Origin of the sequence: Pseudomonas fragi (assembly GCF_002269505.1) — a bacterium.
GTDB lineage: Bacteria > Pseudomonadota > Gammaproteobacteria > Pseudomonadales > Pseudomonadaceae > Aquipseudomonas > Aquipseudomonas fragi_D.
Window position 1 is genome coordinate 246,389 of record NZ_NQKQ01000002.1, and the last position, 17,515, is coordinate 263,903.

The 17,515-nt window shown below is 57.2% G+C and carries 15 protein-coding genes; 9 read left to right on the forward strand and 6 right to left on the reverse strand.

Features of this window, described 5'->3' with window-relative positions; all coding sequences use genetic code 11:
• Positions 1 to 24: 24 nt before the first annotated feature.
• Complete coding sequence (locus CJU81_RS03665) at positions 25 to 1,509, forward strand: helicase HerA-like domain-containing protein (protein ID WP_095035532.1); 1,485 nt, start codon at positions 25 to 27, stop codon at positions 1,507 to 1,509.
• A gap of 94 nt (positions 1,510 to 1,603) precedes the next feature.
• On the opposite strand, the gene CJU81_RS03670 is transcribed toward CJU81_RS03665, so the two are convergent.
• Positions 1,604 to 2,062, reverse strand: a complete 459-nt coding sequence (locus CJU81_RS03670) for a DUF721 domain-containing protein (RefSeq protein WP_095029657.1) — start codon at positions 2,060 to 2,062, stop codon at positions 1,604 to 1,606.
• 307 nt (positions 2,063 to 2,369) lie between these two features.
• Here CJU81_RS03670 and secA point away from each other — a divergent pair, with 307 nt between their 5' ends.
• The 4 genes from secA (at position 2,370) to CJU81_RS03690 (ending at position 8,131) form a co-directional block, all read left to right on the forward strand.
• A complete protein-coding gene (gene secA / locus CJU81_RS03675) occupies positions 2,370 to 5,123 on the forward strand; it encodes a preprotein translocase subunit SecA (RefSeq protein WP_095035533.1) in 2,754 nt (917 codons plus the stop codon).
• A gap of 115 nt (positions 5,124 to 5,238) precedes the next feature.
• On the forward strand, positions 5,239 to 6,456 hold the full coding sequence (gene argJ / locus CJU81_RS03680; RefSeq protein WP_095035534.1) for a bifunctional glutamate N-acetyltransferase/amino-acid acetyltransferase ArgJ: 1,218 nt from the start codon (positions 5,239 to 5,241) through the stop codon (positions 6,454 to 6,456).
• 101 nt (positions 6,457 to 6,557) lie between these two features.
• Positions 6,558 to 7,190, forward strand: coding sequence for a glutathione S-transferase family protein (locus tag CJU81_RS03685; RefSeq protein WP_095035535.1), 633 nt, complete (start codon positions 6,558 to 6,560; stop codon positions 7,188 to 7,190).
• Positions 7,187 to 8,131, forward strand: a complete 945-nt coding sequence (locus CJU81_RS03690) for a Nudix family hydrolase (protein ID WP_095035536.1) — start codon at positions 7,187 to 7,189, stop codon at positions 8,129 to 8,131. Before CJU81_RS03685 ends, CJU81_RS03690 begins: the two co-directional genes overlap by 4 nt.
• 220 nt (positions 8,132 to 8,351) lie before the next feature.
• Here the strand turns inward: CJU81_RS03690 and CJU81_RS03695 are convergent, their stop codons facing one another.
• Genes CJU81_RS03695 through CJU81_RS03705 form a run of 3 tightly spaced genes read right to left on the reverse strand, consistent with a single transcriptional unit; the run spans position 8,352 to position 11,895 of the window.
• Positions 8,352 to 8,933, reverse strand: coding sequence for a cob(I)yrinic acid a,c-diamide adenosyltransferase (locus CJU81_RS03695; RefSeq protein ID WP_095035537.1), 582 nt, complete (start codon positions 8,931 to 8,933; stop codon positions 8,352 to 8,354).
• 2 nt (positions 8,934 to 8,935) lie between these two features.
• Positions 8,936 to 10,972 carry a sensor histidine kinase gene (locus CJU81_RS03700; RefSeq protein ID WP_095035538.1) on the reverse strand — a complete coding sequence of 679 codons (2,037 nt, stop codon included), beginning with the start codon at positions 10,970 to 10,972 and terminating at the stop codon, positions 8,936 to 8,938.
• A gap of 47 nt (positions 10,973 to 11,019) precedes the next feature.
• The gene (locus CJU81_RS03705) at positions 11,020 to 11,895 is read right to left on the reverse strand and encodes a putative 2-dehydropantoate 2-reductase (protein ID WP_441007398.1); all 876 of its coding nucleotides are present in this window, start codon (positions 11,893 to 11,895) and stop codon (positions 11,020 to 11,022) included.
• Positions 11,896 to 12,100: 205 nt separating this feature from the next.
• Between CJU81_RS03705 and CJU81_RS03710 the strand changes: the two genes are divergently transcribed.
• Together CJU81_RS03710 and CJU81_RS03715 are read left to right on the forward strand one after the other, a co-directional pair.
• Positions 12,101 to 12,586, forward strand: a complete 486-nt coding sequence (locus CJU81_RS03710; RefSeq protein WP_095035540.1) for a YajQ family cyclic di-GMP-binding protein — start codon at positions 12,101 to 12,103, stop codon at positions 12,584 to 12,586.
• Between the two features lie 136 nt (positions 12,587 to 12,722).
• Positions 12,723 to 13,565 carry a mechanosensitive ion channel family protein gene (locus CJU81_RS03715; RefSeq protein ID WP_095035541.1) on the forward strand — a complete coding sequence of 281 codons (843 nt, stop codon included), beginning with the start codon at positions 12,723 to 12,725 and terminating at the stop codon, positions 13,563 to 13,565.
• A 268-nt stretch (positions 13,566 to 13,833) separates the two neighbouring features.
• Here CJU81_RS03715 and CJU81_RS03720 read toward each other — a convergent pair whose 3' ends face one another.
• Positions 13,834 to 15,117 (reverse strand): OprD family porin, encoded by a 1,284-nt coding sequence (locus CJU81_RS03720; protein WP_095035542.1) that lies wholly within the window; start codon positions 15,115 to 15,117, stop codon positions 13,834 to 13,836.
• A 783-nt stretch (positions 15,118 to 15,900) separates the two neighbouring features.
• On the opposite strand from CJU81_RS03720, the gene CJU81_RS03725 reads away from it, so the two are divergent.
• Both CJU81_RS03725 and CJU81_RS03730 read left to right on the forward strand, forming a co-directional pair.
• On the forward strand, positions 15,901 to 16,326 hold the full coding sequence (locus tag CJU81_RS03725) for an HIT family protein (RefSeq protein WP_095035543.1): 426 nt from the start codon (positions 15,901 to 15,903) through the stop codon (positions 16,324 to 16,326).
• A 2-nt stretch (positions 16,327 to 16,328) separates the two neighbouring features.
• Complete coding sequence (locus CJU81_RS03730) at positions 16,329 to 16,535, forward strand: SlyX family protein (protein ID WP_029611570.1); 207 nt, start codon at positions 16,329 to 16,331, stop codon at positions 16,533 to 16,535.
• 67 nt (positions 16,536 to 16,602) lie between these two features.
• Here the strand turns inward: CJU81_RS03730 and CJU81_RS24340 are convergent, their stop codons facing one another.
• A complete protein-coding gene (locus CJU81_RS24340; protein ID WP_095035544.1) occupies positions 16,603 to 17,205 on the reverse strand; it encodes a cold-shock protein in 603 nt (200 codons plus the stop codon).
• Positions 17,206 to 17,515: the final 310 nt, after the last annotated feature.

Below are 17,515 nucleotides of genomic sequence, written 5' to 3' on the forward strand. Positions count from 1 at the left end.
GAAAGATTAATCAAAGGTGGCAAAATGCCTGACTCTTCTGCTCTAGTAATCGGCGCTGACCTTTCGGGCCAGCCCATCGCCCAGTCCTTGCGCCTGGCCAATCGCCACGGTTTGGTGGCGGGCGCCACGGGTACGGGCAAAACCGTCACGCTTCAACGTCTGGCGGAGCAGTTCAGCGATGCCGGAGTGGCTGTCTTCGCCGCCGACATCAAGGGTGACTTGTGCGGTCTTGGCGCTGCCGGCAACCCCCAGGGCAAAATCGCCGAACGGATTGCCGGGATGCCCTGGCTCAATTACCAGCCCAAGGCTTATCCGGTAACGTTGTGGGATATACAGGGCAAAACTGGCCATCCATTACGGACAACCTTGAGTGAAATGGGGCCGTTGCTGCTGGGCAGCCTGCTGGAGCTGACCGATAGCCAGCAGTCGGCCCTCTATGCGGCCTTCAAGGTGGCTGATCGGGAAGGCTTGTTGCTGCTTGATCTCAAAGACCTCAAGGCACTGCTTAATCACCTGCGTGACAACCCTCAAGTGCTTGGCGATGACGCGGCCCTGATGACCACGGGCTCCAGCCAGGCGCTGCTGCGACGTTTGGCGACCCTTGAGCAGCAGGGCGCTGAGGCCCTGTTCGGAGAGCCAGCACTGCAACTCGAAGATATTCTGCAGCCGGCCAAAGACGGTCGCGGGCAGATCCATCTGCTGGATGCCAGTCGCCTGGTGCATGAGGCGCCAAAGGTCTACGCCACGTTTTTGCTGTGGCTGCTGGCAGAGCTTTTTGAGCAGTTGCCCGAGCGTGGTGATACGGACAAACCTTTGCTGGCGCTGTTCTTCGACGAAGCGCACTTGTTGTTTGCCGGGACACCAAAGGCGTTGCAGGATCGTTTGGAGCAAGTGGTAAGACTGATTCGTTCCAAAGGTGTAGGGGTGTATTTCGTCACGCAATCACCGGCGGACTTGCCCGACACGGTGCTGGCGCAGTTGGGGTTGCGTATCCAGCACGGGCTGCGGGCCTTTACGGCCAAAGAGCAAAAATCCCTGAAAGCCGTGGCAGATGGCTTTCGTCCCAACCCTGCCTTCAGCGCGCTGGCCGTACTGACGGAGCTGGGCACGGGCGAGGCGCTGGTGGGCATGCTCGAGGAAAAAGGCACGCCGGCGATGGTTCAGCGCGTGCTGATTGCGCCACCGCAATCGCGCATAGGCCCACTTACTGAGGCAGAGCGGGCGGCACTGATCAGCAGTTCGGCGTTACTGGGGCGCTATGACAAGCCGGTTGACCGGGAGTCGGCTTACGAAATCCTTATGGCCCGCAAGGGCGTGGCACCGCAAGATCAGGCACAGACCCAGGCTGCGCCGCACGAGCCGGGGTTTCTTGATCAAGCGGGAGATTTTTTGGGCACGACAGCAGGCAAGGCCTTGCAGTCGATGGCACGCCAGGCAGCGAGCCAGATGGGTCGTCAGCTGGTGCGCGGCTTGCTGGGGTCGTTGCTGGGTGGCAGTAAGCGCAAATAAAAACGCTGTAGCCGCAGCCGCTGGCTGCGCCAACCGCAACAGGAAAACTGCAACTGTGGGAGCGAGCCTGCTCGCTCCCACAATAGGGCCAGGATCAGTCGGGTTTTGGCCGCGCGTGGCTCGCCAGGCGCTCAAGGGCGGCGCGCAGCGCAGGGTCGGTAATGCCTTCGGCCGTTGCCTGGATGGTCTGGGCGGCGTCGGCGGACAAATCCAGCGTGTGACCGGCGACCTTGGCCTGCACCGTTGGCGGCTGTACCTTGAACAGAATGCGGGTCAGGCTGGCAAACTCGTCAAAGGCCTGAAGTTGACGCAGCAAGCGTTTTTGCTGATAGCGCAGGCGAGTGGCCCAGTGGCCGTCTGTCACGATCAGCAACAAACTGCCTTCGCGCCATGAGGCAACGTGGCAATGCTCCCTCGCAGCTGGCTGAAGCTGGCTTTCGAGCAGGCGTTGCAGGTGTGCCAGGCGCTTGGCATGGCCGAAAATAGCTTTTAGGGGCTTGGCCTCGCGGAGCAGGACGGAGGGTGCCCGTGCTGGATGTGGGCGAAATGCCATGTTCAAACACCTGATAAAACAGAGCTGCAATCTTAGCAGATGCCTGCCTCTGACTGGTCCGGGCTAAGGTAAATCTGAATTTATTTATGAAATCAATGAGTAACTTCTTGTGCAAACGGGTTGAAGTTCAGCAAAAAGCCCTTATTTTAGGGAGGCCCCTTCACAACGCAGTACCAGTATCGTGGAATAACGCCACTTTCCTCACCGCCGTTTCCGGGTAGAATGCTCGTTCGCATGCGGCCATCAGGGCTGCTCGGGCGACTCTCGGGGCCGCCCTCCATCCCTATGTGTGGAAGATCCTGCCGATATGTTTGCGCCTTTGTTAAAGAAACTTTTTGGAAGCAAGAACGAGCGCGAAGTTAAACGCATGCTCAAGACAGTACAGGTCGTCAATTCCTTCGAAGAGCAGATGGTTGCCCTGACCGATGAGCAATTGCGCGCCAAGACCGAAGAGTTCAAGGCCCGCATAGCCAAAGGTGAGACCCTCGACCAACTGCTGCCAGAAGCCTTTGCGGTCTGCCGTGAAGCCGGCAAGCGTGTCATGGGCATGCGTCACTTCGATGTACAGCTGATCGGCGGCATGACCTTGCATGAAGGCATGATCGCAGAAATGCGTACGGGTGAAGGCAAGACCTTGGTAGCAACCCTGGGCGTTTACCTCAATGCGTTGTCCGGCAAGGGCGTACACGTTGTAACCGTGAACGACTACCTGGCTCGCCGGGATGCCAACTGGATGCGTCCGCTCTACGAATTCCTGGGCCTGACGGTCGGTGTTGTCACGCCGTTCCAGCCACCTCAGGAAAAGCGTGAAGCTTATGCGGCCGATATCACTTACGGCACCAACAACGAATTCGGTTTCGACTACCTGCGCGACAACATGGCTTTCAGCATGGAAGAAAAATTCCAGCGCGAGCTTAATTTCGCCGTAATCGACGAAGTCGACTCCATCCTTATCGATGAAGCCCGTACCCCGCTGATCATCTCTGGCCAGGCCGAAGACAGCTCCAAGCTGTACATCGAAATCAACAAGCTGATCCCGCGCCTTGAACAGCACATCGAAGAAGTTGAAGGCGAAGTCACCAAGGCTGGCCATTACACGATCGATGAAAAAACCCGCCAGGTTGAGCTGAACGAAGCCGGTCACCAGTTTGTAGAAGACATGCTGACCCAGATCGGCCTGCTCGCCGAAGGCGAAAGCCTGTACTCGGCACACAACCTGGGTTTGTTGACCCACGTATACGCTGCACTGCGTGCTCACAAGCTGTTCCATCGCAACGTTGAATACATCGTTGAAGACGGTCAGGTATTGCTGGTCGACGAACACACCGGCCGTACCATGCCGGGTCGTCGTCTGTCCGAAGGCCTGCACCAGGCGATCGAAGCGAAGGAAGGCCTGAACATCCAGGCCGAGAGCCAGACCCTGGCCTCGACCACCTTCCAGAACTACTTCCGTCTGTACAACAAGCTGTCGGGTATGACCGGTACTGCAGACACCGAAGCGTTCGAATTCCACCAGATCTACGGTCTGTCGGTGATGGTTATCCCGCCGAACAAGCCGCTGGCGCGTAAAGACTACAACGACCTGGTGTTCCTCACTGCGGACGAGAAGTACGCCGCGATCGTGGCCGACATCAAGGACTGCATGGCCAAGGGCCGTCCGGTGCTGGTGGGTACGGCGACCATCGAAACCTCCGAGCACATGTCCAACCTTCTGAAGAAGGAAGGCATCGAGCACAAGGTTCTGAACGCCAAGTTTCACGAAAAAGAAGCTGAAATCATCGCCCAGGCCGGTCGTCCGGGCGCGCTGACCATTGCTACCAACATGGCCGGTCGTGGTACCGACATCCTGTTGGGCGGTAACTGGGAAGTGGAAGTAGCCTCCCTGGAAAACCCGACCCCTGAGCAGATCGCGCAGATCAAGGCTGACTGGCAAAAACGTCACCAGCAAGTGCTGGAGTCGGGTGGCCTGCACGTGATCGCTTCCGAGCGTCACGAGTCGCGCCGTATCGACAACCAGTTGCGTGGTCGTGCCGGGCGTCAGGGTGATGCCGGTTCGAGCCGTTTCTACCTGTCGCTGGAAGACAGCCTGATGCGCATCTTCGCCTCTGACCGGGTGAAGAACTTCATGAAGGCCCTGGGCATGCAGTCCGGCGAAGCGATTGAGCACCGCATGGTGACCAACGCGATCGAGAAGGCGCAGCGCAAGGTTGAAGGTCGCAACTTCGATATCCGCAAGCAATTGCTGGAGTTCGATGACGTCAACAACGAACAGCGTAAAGTGATTTATCACATGCGTAACACGTTGCTGGCAGCCGAAAACATCGGTGAGACCATCGCCGACTTCCGCAAGGATGTACTGGACAGCACCATCAGCGCTCACATTCCGCCACAATCGTTGCCGGAACAGTGGGACGTCAAAGGTCTGGAAGCAGCCATCGAAAGCGGCTTCGGGGTGAAACTGCCGATCCAGCAATGGCTCGACGAAGATGATCACCTGTACGAAGAAACCCTGCGTGAGAAGCTGCTCAGCGAGCTGAACGCAGCTTACAACGAGAAAGAAGAGCAGGCCGGTGCTGAAGCATTGCGCACGTTCGAGAAGCAGATTGTGCTGCGCGTTCTGGATGACTTGTGGAAAGACCACCTGTCGACCATGGACCATCTGCGCCACGGTATCCACTTGCGCGGTTATGCGCAGAAGAACCCGAAGCAGGAGTACAAGCGCGAGTCGTTCAACCTGTTCTCCGAGCTGCTTGACTCGATCAAGCGCGACTCGATCCGTGTGTTGTCCCACGTACAGGTTCGTCGCGAAGATCCGGTTGAAGAAGAAGCACGTCTGCGTCAGGAAGCTGAAGATCTGGCCTCGCGCATGCAGTTCCAGCATGCCGAAGCGCCGGGCCTTGATCAGCCGGATGCGATGGCCCAGGTGCTGCAAGGTGCTGACGTCGAAGATGTTGTGGCGGCAACCGAGCCTGCTCGTAACGAGCAGAGACTGGGTCGCAACGAGCTGTGCTACTGCGGCTCGGGCAAGAAATACAAGCACTGTCACGGGCAAATCAACTAAAGCCCGCTTCAACTGCTGAAACACCTGCGCCGCGACCGGCATTAGCCGTCGCGGCGTTTTACCATTGAATTCCCGTCCTTTTGCGGCGGCGCACAGAACTTTTTAGGAGCGCGTCATGGCTGTTGGTCTTGGTCCTTTGCCTGTTTTGCACCCGGTGGCCGGTTTTGAACTGGGTATCGCTTCTGCCGGTATCAAGCGCGCAGGGCGCAAGGACGTGGTGGTTATGCGCTGCGCCGAAGGCTCCAGCGTAGCGGGTGTTTTCACCCTGAATGCGTTTTGCGCGGCGCCTGTGATTCTGGCCAAACAACGTGTGCAAGGCCCGGTTCGCTACCTGCTGACCAACACGGGCAATGCCAACGCCGGCACCGGCGAGCCGGGGCTGATCGCTGCAACCCGAACCTGCGCCAGGCTGGCTGAGCTGACCGGCGTCGATGCCAGTGCCGTGCTGCCATATTCCACCGGGGTGATTGGCGAGCCGTTGCCGGTTGAGAAGATTGAAGGCGCACTGCAGGCTGCCTTGGACGATCTGTCCGAGAACAACTGGGCTGAAGCTGCAACCGGCATCATGACTACCGACACTCTGCCCAAGGGTGCCAGCCGCCAGTTTGAACACGAAGGCGTGACCATCACCGTGACCGGTATCAGCAAGGGTGCGGGCATGATTCGTCCAAACATGGCCACCATGCTGGGCTATATTGCCACCGACGCCAAAGTTGCTCGCGACGTGTTGCAAAACCTGCTGCTTGACGGTGCGAACAAGTCGTTCAACCGCATCACTATCGATGGCGATACCTCGACCAACGACTGCTGCATGCTGATAGCCACCGGCAAGGCTGCCCTGCCTGAAATCAGCGAAGCCAGCGGCCCGCTATTTGCCGCGTTGAAACAGGCGGTGCTGGAAGTCTGCATGGAAGTGGCACAGGCCATTGTGCGTGACGGTGAGGGTGCTACCAAGTTTGTCACCGTTGAAGTGAATGGCGGCGCCAATCACCAGGAATGCCTGGACGTGGGTTACACCGTTGCTCACTCGCCACTGATCAAGACCGCCTTGTTTGCCTCGGACCCGAACTGGGGTCGCATTCTGGCCGCGGTCGGCCGCGCTGGCGTGCCGGATCTGGACGTCAGCAAGATCGATGTGTTCCTGGGTGAGGTGTGCATTGCCAGCGGCGGCGCCCGTTCGGCCACTTACACCGAAGAGCAGGGCTCGGCAGTGATGGCGCGCGAAGAAATCACCATCCGCATCGAGCTGGGTCGTGGTGCCTGCAGCGAGACCATCTGGACCACTGACCTGTCCCACGAATACGTGAAAATCAACGCCGAGTACCGTACCTAAGTCGTCTCGACATCACGGGGTTGTCAGCCGATCCTGCGCGGGCAGCACCGTGATGCCTTGAGGGCATCAGATCTTCCCCCTATTTTTCAAGGTGTCTGTGTATGAGCTTCCACCTGATCATTGGCGACAAGTTGCACTCATCGTGGTCCCTGCGTGGCGCGTTGGCGCTGGATCTGGCGGGTGCTCCCTACACTGAGACACTGATAAAACTGGGTCAACCGGATACCCGGGCACTGATCCTGCAGCATTCGGCAACGGGCAAAGTACCGTTGCTCAAGACCGAGCATGGCACCATTGCCGATACATTGGCGATTGCCGAATACCTCAACGAACGCTTCCCGGCGAGCCAATTATGGCCAGCAGACGTGGCTGCGCGGGCGCAGGCGCGATCGGCCTGTGCACAAATGCACAGCGGCTTTTTTGCCTTGCGAGGCAATCTGCCATTTGATTTGAGCCATGATCAGGCGCTGGTACCCATGCCGGCCGAGGCGCAGGCCGACATCGAACGCATCACTGCCCTGTGGGCAGAGTGCCGTGCCGTGGCTACCGAGAGCGGGCCGTATCTGTTTGGGCGGTTGAGTGTGGCTGATGCGTTTTTCGCGCCGGTTGCCGTGCGCCTGCGTACTTATCGCGTGGAGCTGTCAGCAGAAGATCAAGCGTATATCGACGCCATTTACCAATGGCCTGCGTTCAAAGCCTGGCAACAGGCCGGATTAGAGGAAGTACAAGGGTGAAACGAGTTCATGTGGCTGCGGCCGTTATCCGAGGCGCAGACGGCAATATTCTGATCGCTCGTCGCGCGGACACTCAGCATCAGGGCGGCCTGTGGGAGTTTCCCGGCGGCAAGGTCGAGGCCGGGGAGTCGGTCGAAGCTGCACTGGCGCGCGAGCTGAAAGAAGAACTGGGCATTGTGGTCGAGGCGGCCCGGCCTTTGATCAAGGTTCAGCATGACTATCCGGATAAGCAGGTTCTGCTGGATGTGTGGGAAGTCTCGGCGTTTGCCGGCGAACCTCATGGTGTAGAAGGTCAGCCATTGGCTTGGGTCAGTCAGCGCGAGTTGGTGGACTACAGGTTCCCTGAAGCCAACCAGCCCATTGTGGCGGCTGCCCGCTTGCCCGATCAGTACCTGATTACCCCGGATGGCCTGGAAACCCCAGAGCTGTTGCGTGGCATTCAGAAAGCCATTGCCGGCGGGATCAAGCTGGTTTCGCTGCGTGCGCCCAATGGCTACGACCCCAAGTACCGTGACCTGGCTGTGGATGCGACCGGTCTGTGTGCCGGTAAGGCACAGTTGATGCTCAAGGGGCCGCTGGAGTGGTTGGGAGATTTCCCTTCGGCCGGCTGGCATCTGACCGCCGCGCAACTGCGCAAGTACGCCGCCAAGGGTCGGCCATTGGCCAAAGACCGCTGGCTGGCCGCTTCCTGCCATAACGCCGAAGAACTGGCGCTGGCTGAACAGATGGATGTGGACTTTGTGACCTTGTCGCCGGTGCTGCCGACCCAGACTCACCCGGATACACAGCCACTGGGTTGGGAGCAGGCGCAGCAACTGATTGCCAATTTCAGCAAGCCGGTATTTTTGCTGGGTGGACTCGGCCCTGATGATCGCCAGCAGGCGTGGCAGATCGGTGCCCAGGGCGTGGCGGGTATTCGGGCGTTCTGGCCGCAGGTTTGATGTGATCCGCAGGCTGTTGCAGGGCCTGCGGCGGCATGCACGCTCTGTAGTAGCTGACGAGTAGAACGAGGCTGCGTTCGGTTTGGTGCGCCACTGCGACGCAGCAGTCGTAAAACCATGCGGCTCGGTGTTTCAGAGCTACCGCGTCTATTGGGTTTACGACGACTGCGTCGTCGGACGCAGCCTCGTTCTACTCGTCAACGACTACAAATGAACGTTATTAAGCCTTTGGTTTGGCTGCCGCCTGCCAGAGGATCTCGGCAACGCCCTGGCGCTTGGCAATCAGGCGCGCGGCGACAAACAGCAAGTCAGACAAACGATTGATATACGCCAGCCCCGCACCTGCCAGTGGCTCCAGTGCATTGAGCTGCTGGCAGCGGCGTTCGGCACTGCGGGCCAGGCTGCGGCAAATATGGGCCTGGGCAATCAGACTCGAACCGCCGGGCAGAATGAAGTTCTCAAGCGGCCCTAATTCCTCATTCCAGCGATCTATCGCGGTTTCAAGCCGTTCGATCTCAGCCGCGTTGAGTGCCTGATACTCTGGCATCGCCAATTCCCCCCCCAGGTCAAACAAGCGGTGCTGACAGGGCTCAAGCACTTCGATCAGCTCATTGAGCCCTGGCTGGCTGGCACTGTGCTCGATGAGCCCGGCCAGGAGCAGGCCGACCTGACTGTTAAGCGTATCGACTTCGCCGATGGCTTCAATGCGCGGGTGATCCTTGGGAACGCGGCGGCCGTCGCCAAGCCCTGTTTCGCCCTTGTCGCCGGTGCGGGTGTAAATTTTCGATAAGCGAAAGCCCATGTTTACAGTTCCACGGTGGTTGGTTCGGGGGAGGCCGGCGGGTTGCCGGCCAATGGCAGGCGCAGGGTAAAGCAGGTGCCTTGGCCCTGTGTTGAGTGCACTTCCATTTGGCCCTTGTGGTTGTTGGTAATGATGAAGTACGACACGGACAAGCCAAGCCCCGTGCCCTGGCCAACTTCCTTGGTAGTGAAGAAGGGTTCGAAAATACGTTTGCGTACAGCCTCGGGCATGCCGATACCGTTGTCTTCGACCTGAATTTCAGCCCAGGGCGGATTGAGCCTGGTGCGCAGGATTATGCGCCCCGGCTCGCTCTGGTCGGCACGCTGATGAATCGCCTGGGCGGCGTTCTTCAGCAAATTGAGCAACACCTGCTCCAGCTCGTTGGGGATACCGGGCACCGGCCCCAGTTGTGGGTCGAACTGGCGAGTGATGGCTTGCCCCAAAAAGTCAAAACCAATGGCCAAGTCGAAATCATTGCTGGCGATGTCCAGAGCCTGATCAATCAGGGCCGACAGATCACAGGGGCTCATCTGCCGGTTGCTGCGGCGGCTGAAGCTGAGCATGTGGGTGACGATTTTCGCGGCACGTGCTCCAGCCTGTTGAATACCATCTAATAACTGCGGAATTTCCCGGGCCTGCAGGTAGTGATTGACCACTTCCAGGTCTATACCGGTCTGTTCGGCTTGTTCGATGTTCTTGGGCAGGTCGCTGGACAGGCGTCGGCGAATGTTCTGCACGTTATGCAGGATGGCTCCCAACGGATTGTTGATTTCGTGGGCCATGCCGGCAGCCAGGCCCCCAACGGAGAGCATTTTTTCCGATTGCACCATCATATCTTCCAGCGACAGGCGCTGGGTGATGTCATCGATACGGATCACCACCCCGCGCCCACCACCGCCCATGAGGGGGTAGAAGGTCAAGGCATAATGGCGGGCGTCTTCGCCCTGGGCCCAGGTAACCCGTTCGATTTTTGCGACCTGATGGTGCTCAATCGTGTCCTTGAGTTGAGGGAGGAACGGCTTGAGAGGTGCAAATGCCAACTCTACGGGCTTGTTCAGCGCTTCATCCAGTTGTGTACCGGAGAGGGCGCTGGCCTCCTGGTTCCATTGGGTCACATAGAGCTGTTCGTCCAGTGCAATCAGCGCCGAAGGCATGGAGTCGATGATGCAGTTGAGGTAGTTCTGAAAGCCGGTGAGTTTTTTCTCTATTTTGCTGCGTACCTGTACTTCCAACTCCAGTTTGCGATTGGTGTTACGGGTTTCTTCGGCCAGCGACTGCGCCTGATCGTACGCCTGGCGGGCTTCGTCACGTGCGCGCTTGAGCGCTTGATCCCGTACTTCAATGCGCGACAACATGGTGTTGAATGCCTCGGCCAGGCTGCCGATTTCATCGTTGTTGCCGGGCGCCGCGCGCAATGCGTAGTTTTCTTCGCGGGTAACCTGACGAGACAATTCTTCGAGGCGATGAATGGGTTGGGTGATCAGGTGCTTGATCTGGCGGGCCACCACGAACCAGAGCAAGACGCTGAACACCAGGATGCCCAGGCTGGCCGTCAGCGTGCCGGTGTAGAACGCCATCGGCAGTTCACTGCTGGCGATCAGCAGCAGATGCCCGGGCGGTTGGTCGCCGTGGTGCAGACGGGTGATTTGATGGCTGCGCAGTTCGGTAAGGCTCCAGGCCTCAAGCTGGCGATAGTGCTCGGGGAGCGGCAGATGTTCGCCATGCTGCAATTGCACCAGCAGGTTGCCCGCGCTGTCATACACCGCCGCTGCACGCAGGGGGGCGTAGCTGCCGATCTCGTTGAGCAGCGCTTTGGCGCTCTGCGGCGAGTCCAGCGCGTGGGTGATCAGATCGGGGTTTGCAGTCAGCTTGCCCAGGGTTTGCAGGGCTTGCGGAGCGGTGCTCTCGTGGGAAATCCAGTACGCCACGCTGATAAACGTCAAGTTTGCCACCAACAATACGGTGGCCAGCAAGGCGAGCAGGGCGGCCAGCAACTTCTGGCCTACCGGGAGGTTTTCAAGGCGCTGGCGCAAGGGCATGAGATGGCCATTTGATAAAAAAACAGAAGGTCAGGGTAGCGCGCCCCTCAGTTGCAGGGCAATCCGCGCTGGCGCAGGAGCTCGCTCAAGCGTTGGTGCAGATCATGCAAATGCGCTGCGGCGAACTGTCGGTTGCGGGCGGCAGTGCAAGCGTAGCCCAGCAAGTAACCGATTTCGGTGCGTCGGCCCTGGCTGACATCTTGATGCATCGATGAGTAATTGTTGGCCGTGGCCTGGATTACTCGGTGAACCTCGGTCGCCAGGTCGATGGCGGCTTCTGCCTGGCCGCAGTGTTCCAGCAAGGCGCTGAGTTCGGCGCACAGGGTGTTCACTTCGTCTTCATGGGCTTGCAAGCCGCCATTGCGGCAATCATGGAGCACCGTCAGAGGGTTGATCGCACAGTTGAGGGCCAGTTTGCGCCACAAGCGGCTCAGAATATTCTCACTCCATTCGTGGGCGATACCACTGAGCTCAAGCGCTGTCAGCCATTGTGGGGCAGGGCCCTGCTGGGGGTCGCCCAACCAGGTATGGCCACGCCCGGCAAACACTACCCGCCAGTCGCCATCGCGATAGGCGCCTTCAGTGCTGGAGGCGAAGATGCAGCGTGCGTGGGGCACCTGAGCGGCAACGGCCTGCTGGCTGCCGAGGCCATTTTGCAAGAGGATCAGTTCGGCATCCGGGGTCAGGCGCCCGGAGATTTTCTTGACGGCCTGCTCGGCGTCGTATGCCTTGCATGTGACCAGCAAGCGCTGAATCGGCTCTTCGGTTTCAGGTGTTTGCGCACTGATGGACCATTGTTGCGAATCTTGGTCTTCAATCAGGGTCAACCCTTGCGCGGCTTTATAGGCTTGTAGGCGGTCGTCATTGCGCAGGATGAGGGTGACGGGCAGGCCGGCGCGTGCCAGTCGTGTTGCCCACAGCATTCCCATGCTGCCTGCACCTAAAATGTGCCAGGTCGTGCCAGCCTGTGCCGGTGCGTTTGAGGGCGTTTGTGGGATGGCCGAATCTGGCATGTGAGCTCGCAAGTGAATGAAGTCGAAGAACCGCTATAATGCCCGCGCATTTTAACTGTCAGGTCAGGCGTGCTCCATCTGTGTTGAGCGCGCCCTTTATTATTGGAGAAATTACATGCCGTCGTTCGACGTGGTATCCGAACTGGACAAGCACGAAGTCACCAACGCCGTCGAGAACGCCGTCAAGGAACTGGACCGTCGTTATGACCTCAAGGGCAAGGGTACTTTCGAGTTCAAGGAAAAGGATTTGACGGTCAACTTGACCGCTGAAGCCGACTTCCAGCTCGAAGCCATGATCGAGATCCTGAAGCTGGCACTGGTCAAGCGCAAGATCGACGTTCAGTGCCTTGAGGTCAAGGACGCTTACGCTTCGGGCAAATTGATGAAGCAGGAAGCGGTGCTTAAGGAAGGTATTGATAAAGAGCTGGCGAAAAAGATCGTCGCTCATGTCAAGGACGTCAAGCTCAAGGTTCAGGCCGCCATTCAGGGCGAGCAAGTGCGTATCACTGGCAAAAAACGTGATGACCTGCAAGAAGCCATCGCTGCGTTGCGTGCCAAAACGTTCGACATGCCGCTGCAGTTCAACAACTTCCGCGACTGATCACCGCCCGGGGAACCTCTGGCGATCATTGACGTCCGATTTTCCTGGGCGCTGCACAAACGATTGAGCTGCCAGGGTGGCTCGATCGTTTTGCTGAATAAATGACGCTGGCAGGTAATGGCGTGAGGAGATAAAAATGGATTTGAACACTGAAGTTGATCAATTGATCAAGGCCTCCCAGGCCTGGGTTCCGATGATCATGGAGTACGGCAGCCGCGTGCTGCTGGCACTGGTTACGCTGGCTGTCGGCTGGTGGCTGATCAACCGGCTGACGACCAAGATCGGTCAGTTGCTGGCGTTGAGAAAGGCTGATCTTGCGCTGCAGGGCTTTATCAGCAGCCTGGCCAATATCATTCTCAAGATACTGCTGATTGTCAGCGTTGCCTCGATGATTGGTATTCAAACCACTTCATTTGTGGCGGCCATTGGTGCTGCGGGTCTGGCTATTGGCCTGGCGCTGCAGGGTAGCCTGGCCAACTTTGCCGGCGGGGTACTGATTCTGTTGTTCCGCCCGTTCAAGATCGGTGACTGGATCGAAGCACAGGGCGTGAGCGGGACTGTCGACAGCATTCAAATCTTCCATACCGTGCTGCGCACCGGTGACAACAAAACCGTCATCGTGCCAAACGGTAACCTGTCCAACGGCATCATCACCAACTACAACCGTCAGCCGACGCGCAAGGTGGTGTTTGATGTGGGCGTGGACTACGAGGCGGACCTGCAGAAGGTGCGTGAAGTGTTGCTGGCGCTGGCCGATGACCCGCGCGTGCTGAAACAGCCTGCTCCGGTTGTGGTGGTGACTGCCCTGGGCGAAAGTGCGATCACCATGTCGCTGCGCGTTTGGGTTAACACGCCGGATTACTGGGATGTGCTGTTTATGCTTAACGAGCACTCCCGTGATCGCTTGAAGGCCGAAGGTGTTGATATTCCTTTTCCACAGCGTGTAGTTCGTGTGGTTCAGGAAGTAGCGGCACAATAAGGCCGGACACTGTATCTGATTGTTGAGTCAGGTTCGGGTAAACAATTAAAGGGGCTGATGCCCCTTTAATTGTTTTTGTCGCTTGTGGTCACCGTTGCGAATGCAAGATCGGACACATATCTATAACTGATAATTAGTTGCATTCGATGTTGTTAGTTAGCTTGCTATATAACTTGGTTTTATGTCGGCCAATAAAAAGCCACGCCCTGAGACAGGTGCGTGGCTTTCACTAAACAGTGTGTTTGCAACTAGAGCCCTAAGGCCTTGGTTACAAGATGTTCAGTGGGTACTCGGCAATGATACGTACGTCGTTGTTGTCTGTGCCGTTTACGCTGTTGTTTCCGTTGGTGCGGTAAACCGCGCTACGCAGACGCAAGGACAGGTCTTTGGCCGGGCCTTCCTGCAATACGTATTTGGTCTCGAAGTCGAACTCGTGCTCTTTGCCTTCGCCCGTGCTGGTGGAGATGTTGTCACCTTTCACGTAGCGCGCCATGAAGCTCAGGCCTGGCACGCCGTAGCTGGCCATGTTCAGGTCGTAGCGACCCTGCCAGGAGCGTTCGTCACGCTGGTTGAAGTCGGAATATTGCACGGAGTTGGCAAGGAAAATGGTGCCGTTGCCGTCTACGCCGTAGTAGTAAGCGCTGTCACCGGTAGAGCGCTGGTGAGCGATGGTGAACTTGTGAGCGCCCAGGCTGTAGGCGGCTGCCAGGCTCCAGATCTTGTTGTCCACGTCCCCAGCACGTTCCTGGCCCTGGCTGGAAGTTCTATAGCCGTTGAAGTCGAAGTTCAGGGCTTGAGACTCTGCGATTGGCAGGGTGTAGTTCAGGTTGATGTACTGCTTCTTGAAGTAGTCATCAACATCGGATGCGGCAATGCCACCAACGAAATTGTCAGTGAACTGGTAGGTTGCGCCGGCAATGTTGGCGGCGGTCAGGCCTGGTTTGCCCTTGCCGTTGATGCTGTCGCGCGCCATGCCAGTCTGGGAGCTCAGTGCGGTGAAGCGACCTGCGTTCAGCTCCAGGCCTTTGATTTCCTTGCTGGTGATCAGGGTGCCGGTAGCAACCTCTGGCAGCAGACGGCTGTCGTCAGTGGAGAAAACCGGGCTGGCGACGAACTGGTTGCCGTATTTCAGCTCAGTGTCGGACAGGCGGAATTTGACCGCACCGCCGATTTTACCTTGAGAGTCTTCTGGAGAACCGTCGCTTTTGCTGGCGAACAGGCCGTTGCCCTGGCGCCCAGCGCCGCCATCCAGGCGCACTGTGCCCATGGCAAAAGCATCAACACCGACACCAATGGTGCCTTGGGTGAAACCGGACTGGTAGTTGAGCAATTCGCTCAGGCCCCAATCTTCACGGTAGCCGCTTTTGCCACCGTTGGTTGGGTTGCTGGCGCCGTTACGGAAGTCGCGGTTCATGTACAGCATGCGGGTTTTGGAAGTCAGTGTGCTGTCTTCAACGAAACCTTTTGCGTCGTCCTGGGACGAGGCCATTGCGAACTGCGTAGTACCGGCTGATACAGCCAGGGCGATCATGCTCCACTTCATCACGCGCATCGTGATTTGCTCCTTTGGTTTTTAGGAAGAGTACTGCCGTCCCACCTTGGTTTATTATCTGGGCGGCTCTTTCTTTTTGTGTCGGCGCAAACTTATATCACGCCGGCAATATTGGCGATACTTGCTCTCATAAGCTTTCAGCTTCTTTACAGCTATGTCGCAAATGGCACCCCGCATGTCGCTAACGCTTAGCTTAGAGCCGTTTTTCAGCATCTATTCAGTGCTGTTTTCAGTGTTGGCAAATGATTGATTTCATGTGGCCTACAATGAAAATTCAAAATTCCTACAATTTAGCTAGTGTTATTTATCGTCAGTCTGCTGTGCTCCTGCTCAGGCCTGGCGAAGGTGTCAATGGTCTATGCAACAAGCATGCTCAAATCTGTGGCTAGATGAAAAATAAATAATATTGTGCGTTTTTGAGCTACGAGGCCTGATCTTGCTTGGGTCAAACGGCGATAAAGCTGTGTCCGGGGTGTTGTTTTTTGTTGCAAGGAGTAGTGCTTGTCCCGGATTTACGTCTGAAGCGTTACCGGTTAACACCTGCTGGGGTGGCCGGTGACGTTTTTGCGCACTAAAAGCACTCGTTTTGTGCAGTTTTGGTGCACAAGTGTCCGAATACTGTTGATTGGGCGTGCAGTGCAGCATTTCACCCGTACTTATAGGGCCGGCGACGTGATGCCGGTCGCAATCAAGGGTATCCTTGAATGCTGTCATCTGGCCTGCGGTGAATAACACCGGGGGGCGGGTTGTACTGAAATGAACGGTCAAACAGGAGATCTCCCAGTGTTCGCTTTGGATACACGTCTTCAAGAGGATACCTGGCTGATAGGGGACTTCCCCTTGTGCCGCTTGCTGCTTTCCAATGATTCGAATTACCCCTGGTTTATCCTGGTTCCGCGACGCGAGGGTATAACCGAACTGTTTCAATTGGATGACGCCGACCAGCAACGCATGTGGGCTGAGACCACTGCTTTGGCGCGGGTGCTGAAAGAGCTGTTCGATGCGGATAAAATGAATGTTGCCACGCTTGGTAATGTGGTCAGTCAGTTGCACATGCATGTGATTGTTCGTTATCAGGCCGATGTGGCGTGGCCAGGGCCGGTCTGGGGCAAGCATCCTGCAGAGCCTTATGCGCCGGCAGATGTGCGTGCTATCCGGGACAGGCTGGCGTCGGCTCTTGACGCAAGTTTTACTATTTCGGAGGGTTGATCGTGACGCTTGAAGCGCGAGTGATGGACCTTGAGAGCCGCTTGGCTTTTCAGGATGACACTATTCAGGCATTGAATGATGTGCTGGTGGCCCAGCAAAATGCAGTGGATCGTCTGCAGATGCAGATGGCCGCCTTGCTCAAGCGCCAGGAAGAAATGGGCGGGCAGTTCGAGTCTTTTGAAGAAGAGGCTCCGCCACCGCACTACTGATTGTTTTGTGCAGGCATAAAAAAACCGCGATTCAGCCCGGCTGATCGCGGTTTTTTTCAGGCTTGAATCAGCGGCGCGGCAATGCTGCGATCACGTCTTCGGCCTGCAGGCCCTTATCGCGGTTCATGACCGAGAACTCGACACGTTGCCCTTCCACCAAAACACGGTGGCCTTCGCCACGAATAGCGCGAAAGTGTACAAAAATATCATCGCCGGAATCGCGGGAAATAAAGCCGAAACCCTTTGAGGTGTTAAACCATTTGACAGTTCCCGTATCGCGGTTGGTCATGTCATAGCTTTGCGAGGACGACGAAGGTGACGATTTATAAAAGCTGACAGCAAGATGAAGCAGCACGGCAATAACAGCAGGCGTCAGGCCCAGGAGTACAGCGGGCTGATCCCCGATCGGTAGAAGCAAGCCGAACAGGGTCAGTGTTTGCAGGACAACGGACAGTACCAGCAGCGCACTGACCAGATTCTGCAATTGATGGCGAGGGCCTTTATTCCAGAATGGAATAACTGGGGCCAGTGTCAGGTTCAGCAGGCCAAAAAACGCCAGGTAAAGGGCATCAGGATGTTGGAGGTAAGGTAAAGCTTCGGGTTGCAGGCTGGGAATAAAGGACAGCAGCAAAGCCGCTGCACCCGTTATCAGGTGGACGATTTTCAACATTTCTATGACTCACATTAAGATAGATCACAAGGAGGAGCTGATTGCGCACGGTTCGCTTCAGAAAAAATGGAGGCGCCGGACACGTGAGTTCATCAGCCTATGCGCCCTCGCCGGAGGCGAAAATTGGGCAACACGCTGCCTATTTAACAGCAAAGCTTGGGTCTACTCAAATTATGCGTATTAGGCTATCGGTGAGCGAGATTGTTCGATGAGGCTTAGGTGAAATCTTCTTATTACGTAAGCCTTGTCTTAGACGTGTGTAGTCCTCAGATCTGGGTGTTGAGGATATAGCCTTATAGGTTGCTGGCGC